Origin of the sequence: Bradyrhizobium sp. SZCCHNRI3052 (genome assembly GCF_032484895.1) — a bacterium.
Taxonomy (GTDB): domain Bacteria; phylum Pseudomonadota; class Alphaproteobacteria; order Rhizobiales; family Xanthobacteraceae; genus Bradyrhizobium.
This window is the reverse complement of record NZ_JAUETW010000001.1, coordinates 123407-141288: the sequence shown is the minus strand read 5'-3', so window position 1 is coordinate 141288 and position 17882 is coordinate 123407. Positions and strand designations below refer to the sequence as shown.

Below are 17882 nucleotides of genomic sequence, written 5' to 3'. Positions count from 1 at the left end.
AACCATAGCAGCGCGAACCGGTTGGCTCATTGACACTCTCACCCAGGAGATACGTAATGAAAGCTCTCTCCATAGCTATCGCAGCCGCGGCAAGCACGCTGGCCGTGACCGCCGCTTCGGCGGCACCGATCTCTCCCGCAGCCTCGGCGGTCCCGCAACGAGACATCCAGAACGTCCGGATGGTCTGTAACGAGGAAGGCCGCTGTTGGCGCGAGCGCAGTGAACGCCGCGTCATCATTCAAGGCGAAGATCGCGATTCCTACGCGTACGCTCCGCGTGAGCGCTACATCGAGCGGCGCGGCTACGAAGACCGCGGCGGCATCGGCTTCCGCGCCCCGGGCGTCAGCGTCGGCATCGGAACGGATCGCTACTAAGCGATTTCAGCGAATCAGACTGAAAAGCCGCGGCAGAGTCCGCGGCTTTTCTACAGGCAGATGAGATCAGTATCTGCGGGAGGACGGGCGCGCAGCCTGATCTCAACCGAAGAGCTTGTTCAGCTCGCCCCCGGGATAGCCGTTGGCCAGTTCGATGAAGGTGCCCTGCTCGGCCATCTCCTTGGCCGCCCGGACGAAGCCGGCCCAGGCCACCCGCGCCAGCGAACCGCCGACGCTGATGCGGCGCACGCCGAGCTCGGCGGCCTGGCTCAATGACAGACCCGACGCGCTGATCAGCAGGTTCACAGGCTTGGGCGCCACCGCGTTGACGACAGCCGTGATCTCCTCGACCGTCTTGATCCCCGGAGCGTACAGACAATCCGCGCCGGCCTCGGCATAGGCCGCGAGGCGATCGGTCACGAGCTTGAGGTCGGGCTTGCCCCAGAGAAACGCCTCGCAGCGGCCGGTCAGCAGCACGTCCCCACCGCTTGCATCGATCGCCTGACGTGCGGCGCGGATGCGCGCAACCGCCAGTTCGCGCGCGTAGAGCGGATCATCCTTGTCACCCGTGGAGTCCTCGATCGACAGACCGGCGACGCCGGTGGCGACCGCGCGCGTGACGTTGGCGGCCACGCCCTCGGGGGCATCGGCGAAGCCGCCCTCGAAATCGGCGTTGACGGGAATGTCGACCGCCGCGGACAGCGCCACCAGATGCGCGAGCATCTCATCGAGCGTCGTGCCGGTATCCGCCTTGCCGATCGACCATGCGAAGCCGGCGCTGGTCGAGGCGACCGCATTGAAGCCGAGATGTTGCAGCATTTTGGCCGTTCCGGCGTCGAACGGGTTCGGCAGCACGAAGCAGCCGGCCGCGTGCAGCTTGCGAAAGGCCGCGCGCTTGTCCGCCGTGTTGATCAACGTCATGTCATCCTCCCATGCATCCTCGCGTTGCGGCAGCATAGAGCCGCGATCATTGCGCCGCCACGACGTTGCGCAAGAATGTTCGCTCTTCGCCCCGAATGAGCTTGTGCTCCTCGGCCAGCGCAAAGTTCGCCCGGCCCTCGGCATCGCCGCGCAAGGCTGCGCGATAGCGCTCGTAAGCTGCGAGACTGTCGAATGAAATCAGGCCGTAGGCGATGTCGTTGGTGCCTTCATGAGGCATGAAATAGCCGATCAGGTCGCCGCCGCAACGGGGGATGATCGACAGCCAGCGCCTGGCATAGGCCTCGAACACGTCGCGCTTGAACGGATCGATGCGATAGCGGATGAAGACGGTGATGGTCATGACAACCTCCGGTAAGTTCTGTATCGTCGACACTATCCGCTTGCCGGGCGAGAATGCTTCGGCTAGCATCGAAGTATGAAATCAGGTCCGGACATTGCGATGGTGGCGGCGCTGGTCGGCGATCCCGCCCGCGCCAATATGCTGACTGCGCTGCTCTCGGGCCGTGCGCTGACCGCGACCGAGCTCGCCCAGGAAGCGGGCGTGACGCCGCAGACGGCGAGCTCGCATCTTGCCAAGCTCGAAGGCGGCGGCCTGGTCGAGCCGGAGAAGCAGGGCCGCCACCGCTACTACCGGCTCGCCGATCCCGATGTCGCCGACGTGCTGGAGAAGCTCGCCGGCCTTGCCGCGCGCGCCGGCCACATGCGGGTGCGCACCGGGCCGAAGGAGCCGGAGCTGCGGCGCGCACGCATCTGCTACGACCACCTCGCCGGCGATCTCGGCGTGCAGATGCTCGACAGCATGACGAGGCAGAAGCTGGTCCGCCGGCGCAAGCAGGAGATCGTGCTGACCGAGGACGGCAAACATTTCCTGGCGCAGCATCTGCGAATCTCGCCGGAAATGCTGGCGCATCCGCGCCGGCCCGTCTGCAAGGCCTGCCTCGACTGGAGCGCGCGGCGGCATCATCTCGCCGGCACGCTCGGCGCAGCGTTGATGAAGCGCTTCACCGAGCTGAAATGGGCGGCGCGCGATGCCACCCCAGGCAGTCGCGTGGTCAATTTCAGCCGCGCCGGGGAAAAGCATTTCGCGGCGCTGTTCGGTCCGGCCGACGACTGACGATCACGCGCTCTTTATCGCAGCGCGGCCCTCGTGCCTTGCGGCCAAGGCGAACGCGGGGCACCGCGTGACGGTTGACGACCATCTCGTCACGTCCGTCGTGGAGTCTTCATGTCCCGTTTCGCTGTCGCCTTCTGTGCCGCCCTGCTCGTCCTCGCCCCGACTGTCGCCCCGGCGGCAGAGGCGCCGCGCGAGCCCTATGGCATCAATCTCGAAGGTTTCCCCTATCCGTATCCGGTCAGCCTGCTGCCCCTGGTCAATGACGGCGAGCAGCTGCGCATGGCCTATATGGATGTGGCGCCGGCGCAGCCGAACGGCCGCGTTGCCCTGCTGCTGCACGGCCGCAACTTCCCCTCGAGCTACTGGGCGCCCGTGATCAAGACACTGACCGACGCCGGCTTCCGCGTCGTGGTGCCCGACCAGGTCGGCTTCGGCAAATCATCCAAGCCTGCAGGCGAGCTGCATTTCGACACGCTGGCGCGCAACACCATGACGCTGCTCGATCACCTCGGCATCGCCAAGGTGGATATCGTCGCGCATTCGATGGGCGGCATGCTGGCCGTGCGCATCGCCCACGCCTATCCCGACCGCGTCGCACATCTCGTGCTGACCGCGCCGATCGGGCTCGAGGACTATCGCGTCTACGCGCCGCCGATCCCGTCGGAAAAGATCATCGAGAGTGAGGACCGGCTGACGGCGGACGGCTATCGCAAGCAGCTGGAGACCAACTACGCGCTGAAGCTGCCGCCGGAGCAGGTCACGCCGTTCATCGATGCACGCTTCAACCTGAAGCAAAGCGCCGACTATTCGCGCTGGCTGAAGAGCTTCGTCAGCTCCTATCAGATGATCTACCGCGAGCCGGTGGTGCACGAGATCCCGCTGCTGACGCAGCCGACGCTGTTCATCATGGGCGCGGACGATCACAACGCGCCGGGGCGGCCCAACGCGCCCGAGGCCTTGAGAGCGAAGATGGGCCAGAACGCCGAGCTGGCAAAGGGCCTGGCAAGCCGGATGGGCGATGCGCGCGCCGAGGTGGTCGCCAATGCCGGCCACCTCGTCTTCCTCGATGCGCCGGACAAATACGACGCACTGCTGCTGGGCTTCCTCGGCAGGTGAAAGCAAACAATGAGCGACAGGGATCGCGCCACGCCGACCCCTGCCGTGTTGCGGTCACACGTCTGAAACTGCGCTTTCTCGCAATGCGGCTGCGCCGATCACCAATGGTGGCGGCGATGCCAATGGCGGTGCCAGTGCCGATGATGGTGGCGCCAGCCCCAATGACGGCGCCGCCAACCCCAATGCCGCCGGCGCCAGCCCCAATGGTGTCCGTGACCATGGTGTCCGTGATGATGACCGTGATGCCCCCAGCGAACCTGCTCCGGCGCGAGCCGGTCGGCCTCATCCTGCGAACCGACCGCGGGCTCGACGTGCTGATCCCTGGCTGAAGGCGCCGCCTCGTTCAGCGGCAATGGCGCGAGCGGCGCAGCGACTGCATCGGTGGTGCGGAGCACGGCGCCGGCCGCCGCCGCGCAGCCGACCCCCAATGCCAGCTTGAGGAAGTTCCGTCGTTCCATCGCACGCCTCCATGATGCACGAGCCAGGGCATGAAGGGAGTATTCGACCGATCACCTGAACGTGAGCTGAACTGGCGCGTGCCTGCGGCACAACCATGGCTCTGCCACCTTCGCCGATCTTGGTACGCGCCGCCGGCCGATCACTCCTCGACCGCCTGCGCCAGTACGAAGATTTCGCGCGTCCGCGTCACGTCGGGCCAGTCGCGATTGAAGTCGGCGATCAGGCGCTTCATCTCGTCGCCGCCGACGGCGCGCTCCATCGCATCGATGGCATCGAACTGATACATCGCCTGATGCACCGCCGGGTCAGCGAGGCTCCAGACCCGCCACGCCTTGCGCACGCCAAAACTCCTGATCGCGTCGGGCAGATGAACGTCGCGATACCAGCGATCGAACTCATCGCGCCGGGCGGGATCAGGCAGGGTCGCGCGAACGACGAAAATGGCTGACGGCATCGAGTTTCCTCCGGACCATGTTGGTGTTGCCGCGGAGTCTACCTGCAATCGGCCGCTCAGCGAAACCCTGCGGCCAGGCCGACCACCTGCCCGTCGAGCCCGTTGAAGCCGTGATGGCCGCGCGCCTGACAGGGATCCCCCGCCTCCGCGCCGCCCGACAGCCACTTCACCCGCGCGCGGCCGCCCGACCATCTGATGAATGGATCGACGCCCGCCGGCAGCGTGAACTTGCAGCCGTCACTGGTGTGATGAATGACCAGCGTCCGCGGCAAGGCGGAGGGCGAGCCCAGGATCGACATCACGTTCGAGGAGCTGCCGGACTCCGAGCTGAGGAAGCCCGAAGTCAGCACCAGCGCATCCGGCCGGGCACCGCGGGCAATGCCTTCCGCGGCGCGCAACGTGCCTCGGCTGGTCCCGATCACCGTCACCGGCCGCTTGATCGCGGCCATGTAGTCCACCGCGGCCTTCAAATCGGTGCTGGCGTCCGCGACCATGACGGCGAGCCCGCGGGCGGCATAGGCGTTGCGCGTGCGCACCAGCTGGTTGCCGAGCAGGCCGTGAATGTCGCCGCGATCGCCGACATTGATGGCGCCGTCGCCGCCGGGCAGCAGGATCACGCTGGCGCGCACCAAGGCCGGCCTGATCAGGGCGACGCGGGAGCCGCCGATCGTCACGGTCTCATCGGCGCCGGCGGCTTGAGCGGCGGCGGCCGATATCATCAGCGCCATGCAGATGCGCACGATGAAAAAACGCGACCTCGCCGTCGTCTCGATCATTGGAGCCTCCCCCGCGCCGACTCGCGCGATGACGGGAGACTATCAGAATCAACGAGGCCCGGAGTGCCTAGGAGTCCGGGCCTCGTCACCTCGCGACCTCGCGCGAGCGAGGCCGGTCGGTATTTGATGAAATCTAGCGCCGGTTCACACGGGTCGCATTGAGCTGGCTCAAAACGTCAGTAGCAGCGGGTGATCGTGACGGAGTGATCGCCGCCGCGGCGTCCCGGCACCGTCACGGTCTGCATCGGGCAGCTCGACACATAGGGGCGATCCGACGGCACGACGTTCGGCGGAAAGCGGTGGACCCAGTCCCACGGGACGTCGTAGGTATAGGTGTAGCGCACATCGGCCGATGTGTGCTCGGGGATCTGCTGCGGCACGGGCTCGCCATAGCCGCCATAGGCGAACGCGCCGGCAGCCGGCAGATAGGAACGATAGCCGCGGTGGTGGTGACGGACGAAGGGCCGCACGCCAGGCGCCGGCGGGACGACTTGGCTTGCCCCCGCCTGACCGGCGGCCACGGGCGCAGCCACGGCAACGCCAGACCGGGCCGACGCGGCCTCGGAGGAGAACACCAGCGCGGCGGCGGCCGCGCAGACGACCAGAACTCTGGAATTCCGATATGCCGATGTTCTAACAGCCATGATACGCGACCCTACTCTTCTGACCCATCAGCGATCGACAAAGGCTAGGCCAGCGGCCCAGTTCCCGCAAACCCTTCGTTAAAGGTTAGTTAAGCCGTAAGCTTAACGCCAGGGGCGAAAACGGCGCAGATTGCCGCGCCGATCCGGCGGCAGCGCGCGGCGGCCGCCAGACTTCGTCAAATACGACGGCGACCCGCCGTGCGCCGCCCTCCCTGCTCTTCAACCGCCGCTCACAGCGGCAGATTGTCGTGCTTCTTGGCCGGCATCTCCATCTTCTTGTCACGCAGCATGGCGAGCGCACGGGCGATGCGGCGGCGGGTGGAGTGGGGCATGATGACGTCGTCGATGTAGCCACGCTCGGCAGCGATGAACGGCGACAGGAAGCGGTCCTCGTATTCCTTGGTGCGCGCGGCGATCTTCTCCGGATCCGCCATGTCGGCGCGGAAGATGATCTCGACGGCGCCCTTGGCGCCCATCACCGCAATCTGCGCCGTCGGCCAGGCGTAGTTCATGTCGGCGCCGATCTCCTTGGACGCCATGACGTCGAAGGCGCCGCCATAGGCCTTGCGGGTGATCACGGTGACGAGCGGCACCGTGCATTGCGAGTACGCGAACAACAGCTTGGCGCCATGCTTGATCAGGCCGCCATATTCCTGCGCGGTACCCGGCAGGAAGCCCGGCACGTCGACGAAGGTGACGATCGGGATGTTGAAGGCGTCGCAGAAGCGGACGAAGCGCGCGGCCTTGCGCGAGGCGTCGCTGTCGAGCACGCCGGCCAGCACCATCGGCTGGTTGGCGACGAAGCCCACGGTGCGGCCGGCAATGCGGCCGAAGCCGGTCACGATGTTCTTGGCGAAGCCTTCCGCGATCTCGAAGAAGTCGCCCTCGTCGACGACCTTCAGGATCAGCTCCTTCATGTCGTAGGGCTTGTTCGGATTGTCCGGGATCAGCGTGTCGAGCGACATGTCGACGCGCTCGATGTCGTCGAAGCTCGGCCATTCCGGCACGCCGTCGGAGTTGTTCGACGGCAGGAAGTCGATGAGGCGCCGCATTTGCAGCAGGGTCTCGACGTCGTTGTCGAAGGCGCCGTCGGCGATCGAGGAGCGCGTCGCATGCACCGAGGCGCCGCCGAGCTCCTCCGCGGTCACGACCTCGTTGGTGACGGTCTTCACGACATCCGGGCCGGTCACGAACATGTAGCTGGTGTTCTTCACCATGAAGATGAAGTCGGTCATCGCCGGCGAATACACGTCGCCCCCGGCGCACGGGCCCATGATCACCGAGATCTGCGGGATCACGCCGGACGCCAGCACGTTGCGGCGGAACACGTAGGAATAGCCCGCGAGCGCCGCGACGCCCTCCTGGATGCGGGCGCCGCCGGCGTCATAGAGGCCGATGATCGGCGCCCTCGCCTTCATCGCCATGTCCTGCAGCTTGGTGATCTTCAGCGCGTGGGTCTCGGACAAAGAGCCGCCGAACACCGTGAAGTCCTTGGCGAACACAAAAGTCTTGCGGCCGTTGACGGTGCCCCAGCCGGTGACGACGCCATCGCCCGGGACCTTGGTCTTCTCCATCCCGAACTCGGTCGAACGGTGCTCGACGAACATGTCGAACTCCTCGAACGAGCCCTTGTCGAGCAGCAGCTCGATGCGCTCCCGCGCCGTCAGCTTGCCGCGTGCGTGCTGCGCCTCGATGCGCTTCTCGCCGCCGCCGAGCTTGGCGCCTTTGCGCCGCTCCTCGAGGGTGTCCAGGATGTCCTTCATGCGCTTCCCGCCCGTTCCCGATGTCGTGACTGTTGGCGGCCTTCTATCACGGCTATTTCGGAGCCGGAAAGCCGCTTTCGGCCGTGCCGCCCCTCCTCCCACAGTTCGGAATTGGAAGCAGAATCATGGATATGGCCGCTCAACCGGATCTGGTCACTGAGCCTTCCGGCACATCCCATGGCGCCGTCCATGGCGGCCCGCGCCTGCTGCTGCGGCTCGAAGGGCTGGCGCTGGCCGCCGGCGCAGCCGCCTTCTATGCCCACCAGGGCGGGTCGTGGTGGCTGTTCGCGGCGCTGTTTCTGGCCCCGGACACCAGCTTCGCGGCCTATCTCGGCGGACCGCGCGTCGGCGCGGTCGTCTACAATGCCGTCCACAGCACGCTGGCGCCCGCCGCCCTGCTCGCCCTCGGACTCCTGGCCGGACAACCGCTGGTCACGGCGATCGCGACCGTCTGGCTTGCCCATGTCGGCGTCGACCGCCTCGCCGGCTACGGTTTGAAATACGCCGACGGCTTCGGCTTCACCCATCTCGGCCGGATCGGACGGCGCGTCCCCTGCACGCCCCGGATCAGGGCGCGGCCGACGGCAGCTCCCGGTTCGGCGTCGCCGCGGCCGGCTTGTCGCGGGTGAAGAACCGGATCACCACGACGAAGAACACCGGTACCCAGAGCACCGCGAGGAAGGTCGCCGTGATCATGCCGCCGAGCACGCCCGTGCCCAGCGCCTGCTGGCTCGCGCCACTCGCCCCCGTGGCGATCACCAGCGGCACGACACCGAGGATGAAGGCCAGCGACGTCATGATGATCGGCCGGAAACGCAGCTCGCAGGCGGTGACGGTGGCCTCGATCAGCGGCATCCCGCGCGCCCGCAGGTCCTTGGCGAACTCGATGATCAGGATCGCGTTCTTCGCCGACAGGCCGATGATGGTGATGACGCCGACGGTGAAATAGACGTCGTTCGGCAGGCCGCGCAGCCAGGCCGCGGCGACCGAGCCGATCAGGCCGAGCGGCACGGCGAGCATGACCGCGAACGGGATCGCCCAGCTCTCGTACAGCGCGGCGAGGCAGAGGAAGACGAACAGGATCGACAGCCCGAGCAGGAACGCGGCCTGCGATCCCGCAAGCTTCTCCTGCAGCGACTGGCCGGTCCAGGCGTAGCCGAAGCCCTTCGGCAAGGTGCCCATCAGCCGCTCCATCTCGGCGATCGCGTCGCCGGAGGTGTAGCCCGGCTTGGGATTGCCGGTGATGCGGACCGACGGGTAGCCGTCGAAGCCGACGACCTGGGTCGGCCCGACCACCCATGACAGGCGGGCGAAGGAGGAGAACGGCACCATCTCGCCGGCCGTGTTGCGCACGCTGTAGGTCAGCAGGTCCTCCGGCTTGAGGCGCTTGTCCTCATTGGCTTGCACGATCACGCGCTGCATGCGGCCGAGATTGAGGAAGTCGTTGATGTAGCTCGAGCCGAGGCTCGTCGACAGCGCGCCGTTGATGGCCGCGAAGGTGACGCCGAGCGCGGCCGCCTTGGCACGGTCGATCTCGAGACGGACCGAGGGCGCCGGCGGCAGCCCCTCGACGCTCAGCTTGCCGAGCACGGGCGAGTTCGCCGCGGCCGCAAACAGCGTATCCTTGGCCGCCATCAGCGCATCGTAGCCGCGCTGCGAGCGATCCTGCAGGCGGAAACTGAAGCCGGAGGTGTTGCCGAGATTGTCGATCGGCGGCGGCGCCAGCACCGACACCTCGGCATCACGGATTTTCGCGAACTCCGGATTGAGCTTGGCGATCAGGGCGTCCGCGCTCTGGGCCTTGTTGCGCTCCGACCAGTCCTTCAGCGTCACGAAGGCCTGCGCGGTGTTGGCGCCCTGGCCGTAGAAGCTGAAGCCGGCGACGAACGACACCGTGTCGATGCCGGGCGTCGCGACCAGCTTCTCGTTGACCTCCTGCAAGATGTCGAGGGTCCGGTTGGCGCTGGCATCGGCGGGCGCCAGCACGTCGACCATGACGAAGCCCTGGTCGTCCACCGGCAGGAAGCCGCCGGGCATGCGCCAGAACGAATAGCCGAGCCCCGCCAGGATCAGTGCATAAACGATCATGAAGCGTCCGGCGCGCGCCACGATCCAGCGCGTCGCCTGGCTGTAGCGGTTGGTCGCCGCGGCAAAGCGGCGGTTGAACCAGCCGAAGAAGCCGCGTGCGGCGTGGCCGTGCCCCTTCTCGATCGGCTTCAGCAGGGTCGCGCACAGCGCGGGCGTCAGCGACAGCGCGAGGAACGCCGAAAAGCCGATCGACACCACCATGGCGGCGGAGAACTGCTGATACATGATGCCGACCGAGCCCGGGAAGAAGGCCATCGGCACGAACACGGCCATCAGCACCAGCGTGATGCCGATCACCGCGCCGGTGATCTGATCCATCGCCTTGTCGGTCGCCTCGCGCGGCGGCAGCCCCTCTTCCGCCATGATGCGTTCGACGTTCTCGACCACGACGATGGCGTCGTCCACGAGGATGCCGATCGCGAGCACCATGCCGAACATCGTCAGCACGTTGATGGAGAACCCGAGCGCGAGCAGCACGCCGCAGGTTCCGAGCAGTGCGATCGGCACCACGATGGTCGGGATCAACGTGTAGCGGATGTTCTGCAGGAACAGGAACATCACCAGGAAAACCAGCACGACGGCCTCGCCCAGCGTCATCAGCACCTTCTTGACGGAGGCCGCGATCACCGGGGTCACGTCGTAGGAGACTTCGTACTTCACGCCCGGGGGAAAGAACGCGGCAAGCTCCTCCATCCGCGCCTTGACTGCCTTGGAGGTGGCGAGCGCATTGCCGGCCGGCGCCAGTTGCACCGCGACCGAGGCGGCGGGCTTCCCGTTGAGCCAGGACGAGAACGCATAAGAGAGACCGCCGACCTCGATGCGCGCGACGTCCGCAAGCCGCACGGCCGAGCCATTCAGGTTGGCGCGCAGCACAATGTTGCCGAACTCCTCCGGCGACTCGAGCTGGCCCTTCACCAGCACGGTGTTCTGCACCCGCTGGCGGGTCGGCGACGGCTGCACGCCGAGCTGGCCGGAGGCGACCTGCGCGTTCTGCGCCGCGATCGCCTGATCGACGTCCTGCGGCGTGAGGCCGAGGCCGAGCAGCTTGTCGGGATCGAGCCAGATGCGCATCGCGCGCTCGGTGGCGAACAGCCGCGCACGGCCGACGCCGGGCAGCCGGCGCAGCTCGGGCAGCACGTAGCGCGTCGCGACGTCGCCGAGCCCGATCTCGTCGAGACTGCCGTCGGTCGAGGTCAAGGTGACGAATTGCAGGATGGCGCTGCTCGCCTCGAGAATGACGATGCCCTGCTGCCGCACCGCCTCGGGCAGGCGCGGCTCGATGCGCTTGATGCGGTTCTGGACGTCGACGGAGGCGAGGTCGATGTCGGTGCCCGGCTTGAACGAAGCGAGGATCTCGACCTCGCCGGTGGTGTCGCTGGTCGATTCGTAGTTCAGGATGCCGGCGGCGCCGTTCAGCTCCTCCTCGATCAGGCGCGTGACGCTGTAATACAGGTTCTCGGTCGACGCGCCGGGATAGGCGGTCGAGATCGAGATCGAGGGCGGCGCGATGATCGGATACTGCGCGACGGGCAGGAACGGAATCGACAGCACGCCGGCCAGGCAGATGAAGATCGCCACGACCCAAGCAAAGATCGGACGTGCGATGAAGAAGCGCGACATGACAACCTCCGGGCCGTGACTGCGTCAGTTCGAGGCGGACGGCTTGTCGGAGCCGGAAACCTTCCAGGGCACGGCTGTGACGGCACTGCCGGGCGCCACCTTCTGGACGCCGTCGACGACGACGCGCCAGCCGGGCTTGAGGCCATCCTCGATCAGGACGCCGGAGGCGAGCGTGCGCCCGGAACGTACCGGCTGAAGGGTGGCGCGGCCTTCGTCATTGACGACATAGACGGCGCTGCTGCCCGACGTCGTGCGCTGCACAGCCTGCGCCGGGACCACGATGCCGTTGGTATCGATCGCCTCCTCGATCTGCACCCGGACATACATACCGGGCAGCAGCTCGCCTTCGGGATTCGGAAACTCGCCGCGCAACGTCACCTTGGCGGTGCCCGGATCGACGCTGACGTCGGAGAACAGCAGGCGCCCTGCATGCTTGTAGATTGAGCCGTCGTCCAACACGAGGCGGACGCGCGCCGCGTCGGGCGCAACGCTCTTCAGCCGCCCTTCCGCGAGATCGCGCCGCAGTTCGTTCAGCTCGGCAACCGACTGGGTGAAGTCGGCATAGACCGGATCGAGCTGCTGGATGGTGGCGAGATGAGTCGTCTCGTTGGGATTGACCAGCGCGCCTTCGGTGACCAGCGCACGGCCGATGCGGCCGCTGATCGGCGCGCGCACCGTCGCCCAATCAAGATTGAGCTGCGCCTGCGCGACCGCGGCCTTCTGGGCCGCAACGTCGGCCTCGGCCTGGCGCTCGGAGGCAACCGCGAGCTCGTACTGCGCCTGGGACGTGGCCTGGCCGGTCAACAAGGTCTTGAGGCGGTCTTCCTGGCGATCGGCCTGATAGAGCACGGCCTCCGCCTTGGCGAGCGCAGCGCGAGCCTTGTCGAGCTCGACCTGGAACGGCGCCGGATCGATCCGGTACAGCACGGCGCCTGCCTCGACGAGCGCGCCCTGCTGGAAGCTGCGCTCGACCACGATGCCGCTGACGCGCGGCCGCACCTCGGCGATCCGCATCGACGTGATCCGCCCCGGCAGGTTCTTGGTCAACGTCACCGGCGCCGCTTCGACCGTGATCACGCCGACCTCGGGCGGGCTCGACGCTTGGGAGGCACCGGAGCCGTCACGGTCGCTGCACGCTGCAAGCGTGAGAAACGAGACCGCACAGATCGTCGCGCCGGCCGAACGGATCAATTGCTCTCTCAGCATGAAGTCCATCTTGTTACGTCGCCGGCGCGCATGGATGCTGGACGATTATCGAGGACATCGGATCGCCGAGGATCCGCCGCCCGTCTTCCAGATCGTCGCTCACCAACTCGGCGCGTCGTATGCCACCGTCGCGAGCCGGCGAACGTTCGTGCGCTCCTCATAGGCGAACTGATAGCTGCAATCCAGAATTTTTCCGCAACATGCGGCGACTGCGACAACTGCGCACCATGTATCATCGCAGACGTCTGCAAGGATGCTGGGCGATATGTCGCGCTTTGCTTCCCGGGCGTTGATGCGGAGTCCGAAAGGCACGAAGAATCCGCAACGACACCGAAAGGATAATGGATCACCCACAAGTCGGATCACGCGACGCTGACGGTCGATGATCGCCTCGTCCTGATCACGTTACCGGGCGCAGAGGCCGCGATCGCCAAACGGTCGCACGAGCGCCGCGTGATCAGCATACCGCTCTCCGCCGGGCTGCCCGCCCGAGCAACGCACATGCCCCCTCGATCCGTTGTCCACCATGCATCTCACGGGATGGTTTGACAGCGCCATGATCGCTCGTTCTACTTGGTTGCAAAGCCGCGCCACAAGCGGCGAGCCAGGAGGACGGTCATGGAGCGACACCATGGTAGCGCGCCGTTGGCGCTTGCCGCGCGCGCCTGTTTCTGTCTCAGACGCGTATCGCAGACCACCGCTGGACCAGCGCGGCGTTCGGGAGCAACGGCGATGGTCATGATGCTGCTCGCTGCACTCGGTCCTGGGCTCGGCGGCAGCGCTAGCGCGCAAGGCATCACCAAGGACGTGCCCGCCCGGGTCGAGATGTACCCGATCCCCTCGCTGACCCTGTCCGACCGGCAGTTCCTCTCCGGCGACGACGGCGGCAAGCCGGTTACAGTGGTCGGCGAAATGCGCGTGGCGCAGGGCAGCGGCAGGCTGCCGGTCGTGGTGCTGATGCACGGCTCGGGCGGCGTCGGCGCCAACATCGCGGCGTGGGGCCGCACGTTCAACGCGATGGGCATCTCGACCTTCGTGATCGACGGCTTCACCGGGCGCGGCATCACCGCGACCAGCACCAACCAGGCCCAGCTCGGCCGGCTGAACCTGATCATGGACATCTATCGTGCGCTGGACGTGCTGGCGAAGCATCCGCGCGTCGATCCCGAGCGCATCGTGCTGATGGGCTTTTCACGCGGCGGACAGGCGGCGCTGTATGCGAGCCTCCAGCGCTTCCACAAGCGCTGGAACAATTCCGGGCTGCAATTTGCCGCCTACATCCCGTTCTATCCGGACTGCTCGACGACCTATCTCGGTGAGACCGACGTCGTGGCGCGGCCGATCCGGATCTTTCACGGCGGACCGGACGACTACAATCCGGTGCGGACCTGCAAGGCCTATGTCGAGCGGCTGAAGGCAGCGGGCCGCGACGTCGCGCTGACCGAATATCCGGACTCGCCGCACGGCTTCGATCTCGGCCTGCTCGGCGCCAACATGCTCGCCGTCGCGCCGAAGGCGCAGACCGTGCGCAACTGCCACATCAAGGAGAGCGACGGCGGGATGCTGATCAATGCCGACACGCAGCAGCCCTTCACCTATCAGGACGCCTGCGTCGAGTTCGATCCGCATGTCGGTGGCAACCCCGCCACCGCGGAGGCCGCCCGCCAGGCGGTGACGGATTTCCTGCGCGCACTGTTCAAACTGTCGTGAGCAAAAATAGAACGATTTGGATCAATTCTTGAGGTGACAGGTCGAACGCATCGGGTCTTGCTGCGTTGTCGCTCACTTTTCGACGATGAAACGGAGCCCGATGATGCGCGCCTCTCGCCTTGCGATCCCAACTTTGCTGACCGCCCTCGCCTTGGGCGGCGCGGCCCATGCGGCGCCTGCCGCGCCGTTCCGGGGGCTGGAGGGCTCCTGGACCGGCGGCGGCGTGATCAGCATGTCCGACGGCAACCAGGAGCGGCTGCGCTGCCGCGCGGCCTATGACGTCGGCGGCGCCGGCGAGCAGCTCCGGCTCAACATCCGCTGCGCGAGCGACAGCTACAACATCGACCTCTCCAGCGACGTCGCCTATCGCGGCGGCGAGATCTCGGGGCAATGGAGCGAATCGAGCCACAACGCATCCGGCACGATCGAGGGCCGCGCGGTCGGCAACCGCATCGAAGCCCAGGCGCGCGGGCAGACGTTTTCCGCCGGGCTGTCGCTGACGACGCAGGGACGCCGGCAGACCGTGTCGATCCGCCCGGCGGGCACGGAGATCAGGGGCGTCGACCTGGAGCTGGCGCGGAGATAGGCCACCAACATTTCCGCGTCATTGCGCGCGAAGCGGCGAAGCGAAGCGATCCCGAGTCCCTCGATGACTCTGGATTGCTTCGTCGCTTCGCTCTTCGCAATGACGACAGTGTCCTGGTCTTCGAGGAACTCACGTTCGCTGGTCCCGGATATCGCTGCGCCCATCCGGGCTACGCCACGACATCACGGCAGTTCGATTCACACCGCGCCGATGTCTTTCAGGCAAGCCTGCGTCAGCGTCATCCGAGCCTCGACGTGGCGCGGCTCAGGGCAGTCCATGTTGAGCGCGAACACGGTCGGCTGATCGCCCTTGTCGACCCAGCCGACCATCCAGCCAAGCGCCCCCTGCTCCTTGCCGAGCAGTCCGGACTTGAAGTGAATGACGGCATCGCCGACCTTGGTCACGGGGATGATGTCGCGGGTCAGATCCTGGCTGCGCTTGGAGACCTGAAGCGCGCCACGCCTGAGGCGATCGATGAAATCGACCTGCTCGACGGGATCGATGCGAAGCGCGCCGGTCAGCCAGAACTGGTCGATGCCGCCGCCGATGTCGTGATTGCCGTAGTCGAGCTCCTCGAGATATGTCTGCATCCGCTCAGCGCCGATGCGGCGCGCGATCTCCTGATAGACCGGCACGGCGGAGACCGCGATCGCGCTGCGCAAGGTGTGATCCTTGTTCCAGGCCTCGATAGATCTCGTGACGCCATCCCATTTGAACACGTCCTTGTCGGGATCCTCGACGACGCCCGTCTCCAGCGCGATCAGCGAGTTCGCGATCTTGAAGGTCGAGGCCGGCAGCCTTGCCTCGCCGGAGCGATCGGTGTCGCTGGCGATGACGAGATATTCCTCGACCTTGTAGGCCAGAAAAGTCCCCTTGGTGCCTTCGTCGGTGAAGCGCTTGGCGAGATCGCTGCGGATATCGTTGCGCGGCGGCGCGACATGCGCGAATGAACGTCCGGGCAGCAGGCTGGCGCCGGTCATCAGGGCGAGCACGTGGCGGCGGCTCATCATGGGCATCGCGAATTTCTCCGTCGTCGTCGGCTCCTCCCTATCACAGGGCGGTGACGACCGACGCATGACGGAGATCACAAATGCGGCGCGCTCAGCGCATCGGCCGCGACAGGTTGAGCACGAACACCAGCACCTCGGCGACGGCCTTGTAGAGCTCCTCCGGGATCTCGTCGCCGAGCTCGACATTGGAGAGCGCGCCGGCCAGCACCTCGTTCTCCTCGATCGGGATGTCGTGCGCCTTCGCGACCTCGATGATCTTGGCGCCGATCGTGCCCTTGCCCTTGGCGACGACGCGCGGCGCGCCCTGGCCCTTGTCATAGTGCAAGGCGACGGCGAGCTGGGTCTTGTTGGCGGCCTTCACCTCGATGCTCATAGCGCGCGATCCAGGAAATGGCCGGCCCTGGGCGGCATCGCCGCCGGCGGCGCGCCGTCCTGCACCACGAGATCGCCCGGCGAGAGCTCGGCACGGCTGAGGGCCTGGCTCAGTTCGGAGAGACCGGCCCGCAAGCGCGCGGCGGTGACCGGACGCTCGGCCCACATCCGCACGGAGGTGCGCTCGGCGCTGAAGCTGATCATCGCATGCACCGGGCCGGCCGGCTCGACGTCGAGCGAGAAGCGCGCCCGCCAGACGCGCTTGGCGGCGTCCGGCGATTGCGTGCCGCCGTCGCGCGAGATCTCGAACTGCGCCATGGCCGTGCCCTGCGGGGTAGCGAAGGGAATCTCGAAGTTCCAGCGCGGCGGCGCGGGATCGGTGCGCGCGGTCGAGGCGTCCGGGCGATCCGGCAGCGACGCCACCTGCAGCAGGGTCTGGCGCGACAGCGCCTGGTCGGTCTCGTCGAGCAGGCGGTGCGCGATCGCCGGCAGCGGCGTGTCCGGGCCGAGCGTCGGCGTCGCCACGGCCTGCGGCATCGGTGCAGCCCCGCGGAACGGCGGCGGCGGCGTGTTGGTGCGCACGACCATATCGGCGCGGCCGTTGGCGTTGCGTCCGGGAACGAGGCCGGCGGCGCGCGGAATCTGCTGCTGCGCTTCCTGCAGCACGGCCAGCACCGTGCCGGGCGTGAGCGACTGCGCCTTGGCGCCCGTCAGGGCCTCGATCAGCGCCGAGCCGGTGAAGCCGGCAGACGCGGCGTCGGGCCGCCCCATTCCCGTGGCCCAGGGCTGTGGCGGCAGCTCGATCTCGATGTCGGGCACCAGCGAGGGTGCGCCGCTCTGTTGCTGCGCGGCGGCGGCGCGGCCGGCCTCGGACAGCACCGAGGCGTAGGAGCCACCGGGCGATGGCTGCGTCGACGCCGCCATGCCGGGCTCGGCGGTCTGCAGCACCGTCGCCAGCGTCTGGCGCAGCACGATCAGCGCCGCCTTCAGGTCGGGCGTGCCGGCACCGGCGGCGCCATTGGCGAGCGAGGATTCCAGGAACAGGCCGGATTGCTGTACGGCGTTCTGCACATCCTCCGCGGTCAGCGCCGGCGATAGCTGGGTCTGCTGCGCCAGCACCTGGGCCACGGCGGCGCGCAAGGCCGGTGGAAGGTTCGGCGAGTCGGCGACGGCCTGGAGATCGGCGAACAATTGGCCCTGGCTGCCCTGGCGGGTCGCCGCCTCCTCGCTGGCAATCGACAATGCGAGCCGCTCCAGCCCGGTCAGCGGATCCGGCGGCGGAGGCAACGCCGGCGCCAGCCGGCCGGTGACGTCGACGACGGTGGCGGCCGGCGTCGGGGTGCCGGTGGTGCCAGCGGCAGCGCTGCCGCCTTGCCCGACGATGGCGAGCTGCAGCCCTTGCGCGGTCTGCGACACGGCGACCTGCACCGTCTGGCCGGCCTGCAGCGGCAGCTCGCTCGCGAGCTCCATCGACAGGTTTCCGATCGCGACTTGGACCAGATTCTCGGCGAGCACCTGCTGCACCCTGGCGCTGACCAGTGCGCCGGCCTGCAGCGTGGTTGCTGCCGCCACCGTGGATCCGGCCGGCGAGCTGCCGACGCCGCGGACGGCGCTCACGGAAGGCGGCGGGGTGACACTCTGGACCATG

Annotated in this window: 18 protein-coding genes; 6 read left to right on the top strand and 12 right to left on the bottom strand. The window is 67.2% G+C overall.

Features of this window, described 5'->3' with window-relative positions; genetic code table 11:
- Positions 1-56 precede the first annotated feature (56 nt).
- Positions 57-374 carry a hypothetical protein gene (locus QW887_RS00685; RefSeq protein ID WP_315714522.1) on the top strand — a complete coding sequence of 106 codons (318 nt, stop codon included), beginning with the start codon at positions 57-59 and terminating at the stop codon, positions 372-374.
- A 102-nt stretch (positions 375-476) separates the two neighbouring features.
- Here the strand turns inward: QW887_RS00685 and QW887_RS00680 are convergent, their stop codons facing one another.
- Complete coding sequence (locus QW887_RS00680; RefSeq protein ID WP_316194055.1) at positions 477-1295, bottom strand: isocitrate lyase/phosphoenolpyruvate mutase family protein; 819 nt, start codon at positions 1293-1295, stop codon at positions 477-479.
- 46 nt (positions 1296-1341) lie between these two features.
- Entirely contained in the window at positions 1342-1656 is a 315-nt protein-coding gene (locus tag QW887_RS00675; protein ID WP_315714524.1) for an NIPSNAP family protein, read from the bottom strand.
- A gap of 75 nt (positions 1657-1731) precedes the next feature.
- On the opposite strand from QW887_RS00675, the gene QW887_RS00670 reads away from it, so the two are divergent.
- Both QW887_RS00670 and QW887_RS00665 read left to right on the top strand, forming a co-directional pair.
- Positions 1732-2430, top strand: coding sequence for a metalloregulator ArsR/SmtB family transcription factor (locus QW887_RS00670; RefSeq protein WP_316194054.1), 699 nt, complete (start codon positions 1732-1734; stop codon positions 2428-2430).
- A gap of 111 nt (positions 2431-2541) precedes the next feature.
- Positions 2542-3546, top strand: coding sequence for an alpha/beta hydrolase (locus QW887_RS00665; protein WP_316194053.1), 1005 nt, complete (start codon positions 2542-2544; stop codon positions 3544-3546).
- 98 nt (positions 3547-3644) lie between these two features.
- Here QW887_RS00665 and QW887_RS00660 read toward each other — a convergent pair whose 3' ends face one another.
- From QW887_RS00660 to QW887_RS00640, 5 genes are all read right to left on the bottom strand, one after another.
- Complete coding sequence (locus tag QW887_RS00660) at positions 3645-4004, bottom strand: twin-arginine translocation signal domain-containing protein (RefSeq protein WP_316173976.1); 360 nt, start codon at positions 4002-4004, stop codon at positions 3645-3647.
- A gap of 140 nt (positions 4005-4144) precedes the next feature.
- The gene (locus tag QW887_RS00655; RefSeq protein WP_315714528.1) at positions 4145-4459 is read right to left on the bottom strand and encodes a hypothetical protein; all 315 of its coding nucleotides are present in this window, start codon (positions 4457-4459) and stop codon (positions 4145-4147) included.
- A 56-nt stretch (positions 4460-4515) separates the two neighbouring features.
- A complete protein-coding gene (locus QW887_RS00650) occupies positions 4516-5235 on the bottom strand; it encodes an alpha/beta hydrolase (RefSeq protein WP_315714529.1) in 720 nt (239 codons plus the stop codon).
- A gap of 176 nt (positions 5236-5411) precedes the next feature.
- On the bottom strand, positions 5412-5879 hold the full coding sequence (locus tag QW887_RS00645; RefSeq protein ID WP_315714530.1) for a hypothetical protein: 468 nt from the start codon (positions 5877-5879) through the stop codon (positions 5412-5414).
- A 230-nt stretch (positions 5880-6109) separates the two neighbouring features.
- On the bottom strand, positions 6110-7642 hold the full coding sequence (locus QW887_RS00640) for an acyl-CoA carboxylase subunit beta (RefSeq protein WP_009027335.1): 1533 nt from the start codon (positions 7640-7642) through the stop codon (positions 6110-6112).
- A 125-nt stretch (positions 7643-7767) separates the two neighbouring features.
- On the opposite strand from QW887_RS00640, the gene QW887_RS00635 reads away from it, so the two are divergent.
- Positions 7768-8271, top strand: a complete 504-nt coding sequence (locus QW887_RS00635; RefSeq protein ID WP_315714531.1) for a DUF4260 domain-containing protein — start codon at positions 7768-7770, stop codon at positions 8269-8271.
- Here QW887_RS00635 and QW887_RS00630 read toward each other — a convergent pair.
- Both QW887_RS00630 and QW887_RS00625 read right to left on the bottom strand, forming a co-directional pair.
- Positions 8210-11350 carry an efflux RND transporter permease subunit gene (locus tag QW887_RS00630; RefSeq protein WP_315714532.1) on the bottom strand — a complete coding sequence of 1047 codons (3141 nt, stop codon included), beginning with the start codon at positions 11348-11350 and terminating at the stop codon, positions 8210-8212. The two genes, QW887_RS00635 and QW887_RS00630, sit on opposite strands and share 62 nt — an antisense overlap.
- 24 nt (positions 11351-11374) lie before the next feature.
- Positions 11375-12556 (bottom strand): efflux RND transporter periplasmic adaptor subunit, encoded by a 1182-nt coding sequence (locus QW887_RS00625; protein ID WP_316185893.1) that lies wholly within the window; start codon positions 12554-12556, stop codon positions 11375-11377.
- A gap of 732 nt (positions 12557-13288) precedes the next feature.
- On the opposite strand from QW887_RS00625, the gene QW887_RS00620 reads away from it, so the two are divergent.
- Together QW887_RS00620 and QW887_RS00615 are read left to right on the top strand one after the other, a co-directional pair.
- Entirely contained in the window at positions 13289-14266 is a 978-nt protein-coding gene (locus QW887_RS00620; protein ID WP_316185892.1) for a dienelactone hydrolase family protein, read from the top strand.
- A 100-nt stretch (positions 14267-14366) separates the two neighbouring features.
- A complete protein-coding gene (locus QW887_RS00615) occupies positions 14367-14852 on the top strand; it encodes a hypothetical protein (protein WP_315714534.1) in 486 nt (161 codons plus the stop codon).
- 197 nt (positions 14853-15049) lie between these two features.
- Here the strand turns inward: QW887_RS00615 and blaOXA are convergent, their stop codons facing one another.
- From blaOXA to QW887_RS00600, 3 genes are all read right to left on the bottom strand, one after another.
- Positions 15050-15868 (bottom strand): OXA-1091 family oxacillin-hydrolyzing class D beta-lactamase, encoded by an 819-nt coding sequence (gene blaOXA / locus QW887_RS00610; RefSeq protein WP_316173981.1) that lies wholly within the window; start codon positions 15866-15868, stop codon positions 15050-15052.
- 85 nt (positions 15869-15953) lie between these two features.
- On the bottom strand, positions 15954-16235 hold the full coding sequence (locus tag QW887_RS00605; RefSeq protein ID WP_315714536.1) for an EscU/YscU/HrcU family type III secretion system export apparatus switch protein: 282 nt from the start codon (positions 16233-16235) through the stop codon (positions 15954-15956).
- On the bottom strand, positions 16232-17881 hold the full coding sequence (locus QW887_RS00600; RefSeq protein ID WP_316185891.1) for a flagellar hook-length control protein FliK: 1650 nt from the start codon (positions 17879-17881) through the stop codon (positions 16232-16234). Before QW887_RS00600 ends, QW887_RS00605 begins: the two co-directional genes overlap by 4 nt.
- Between the last annotated feature and the right edge of the window lies 1 nt (position 17882).

What these genes read in the sequence shown, in the direction of transcription:
- QW887_RS00685 (WP_315714522.1), top strand. Translation starts at nt 57, where the DNA reads ATGAAAGCTCTCTCCATAGCTATCGCAGCCGCGGCAAGCACGCTGGCC.
- QW887_RS00680 (WP_316194055.1), bottom strand. Translation starts at nt 1,295, where the DNA reads ATGACGTTGATCAACACGGCGGACAAGCGCGCGGCCTTTCGCAAGCTG.
- QW887_RS00675 (WP_315714524.1), bottom strand. Translation starts at nt 1,656, where the DNA reads ATGACCATCACCGTCTTCATCCGCTATCGCATCGATCCGTTCAAGCGC.
- QW887_RS00670 (WP_316194054.1), top strand. Translation starts at nt 1,732, where the DNA reads ATGAAATCAGGTCCGGACATTGCGATGGTGGCGGCGCTGGTCGGCGAT.
- QW887_RS00665 (WP_316194053.1), top strand. Translation starts at nt 2,542, where the DNA reads ATGTCCCGTTTCGCTGTCGCCTTCTGTGCCGCCCTGCTCGTCCTCGCC.
- QW887_RS00660 (WP_316173976.1), bottom strand. Translation starts at nt 4,004, where the DNA reads ATGGAACGACGGAACTTCCTCAAGCTGGCATTGGGGGTCGGCTGCGCG.
- QW887_RS00655 (WP_315714528.1), bottom strand. Translation starts at nt 4,459, where the DNA reads ATGCCGTCAGCCATTTTCGTCGTTCGCGCGACCCTGCCTGATCCCGCC.
- QW887_RS00650 (WP_315714529.1), bottom strand. Translation starts at nt 5,235, where the DNA reads ATGATCGAGACGACGGCGAGGTCGCGTTTTTTCATCGTGCGCATCTGC.
- QW887_RS00645 (WP_315714530.1), bottom strand. Translation starts at nt 5,879, where the DNA reads ATGGCTGTTAGAACATCGGCATATCGGAATTCCAGAGTTCTGGTCGTC.
- QW887_RS00640 (WP_009027335.1), bottom strand. Translation starts at nt 7,642, where the DNA reads ATGAAGGACATCCTGGACACCCTCGAGGAGCGGCGCAAAGGCGCCAAG.
- QW887_RS00635 (WP_315714531.1), top strand. Translation starts at nt 7,768, where the DNA reads ATGGATATGGCCGCTCAACCGGATCTGGTCACTGAGCCTTCCGGCACA.
- QW887_RS00630 (WP_315714532.1), bottom strand. Translation starts at nt 11,350, where the DNA reads ATGTCGCGCTTCTTCATCGCACGTCCGATCTTTGCTTGGGTCGTGGCG.
- QW887_RS00625 (WP_316185893.1), bottom strand. Translation starts at nt 12,556, where the DNA reads ATGCTGAGAGAGCAATTGATCCGTTCGGCCGGCGCGACGATCTGTGCG.
- QW887_RS00620 (WP_316185892.1), top strand. Translation starts at nt 13,289, where the DNA reads ATGGTCATGATGCTGCTCGCTGCACTCGGTCCTGGGCTCGGCGGCAGC.
- QW887_RS00615 (WP_315714534.1), top strand. Translation starts at nt 14,367, where the DNA reads ATGATGCGCGCCTCTCGCCTTGCGATCCCAACTTTGCTGACCGCCCTC.
- blaOXA (WP_316173981.1), bottom strand. Translation starts at nt 15,868, where the DNA reads ATGCCCATGATGAGCCGCCGCCACGTGCTCGCCCTGATGACCGGCGCC.
- QW887_RS00605 (WP_315714536.1), bottom strand. Translation starts at nt 16,235, where the DNA reads ATGAGCATCGAGGTGAAGGCCGCCAACAAGACCCAGCTCGCCGTCGCC.
- QW887_RS00600 (WP_316185891.1), bottom strand. Translation starts at nt 17,881, where the DNA reads ATGGTCCAGAGTGTCACCCCGCCGCCTTCCGTGAGCGCCGTCCGCGGC.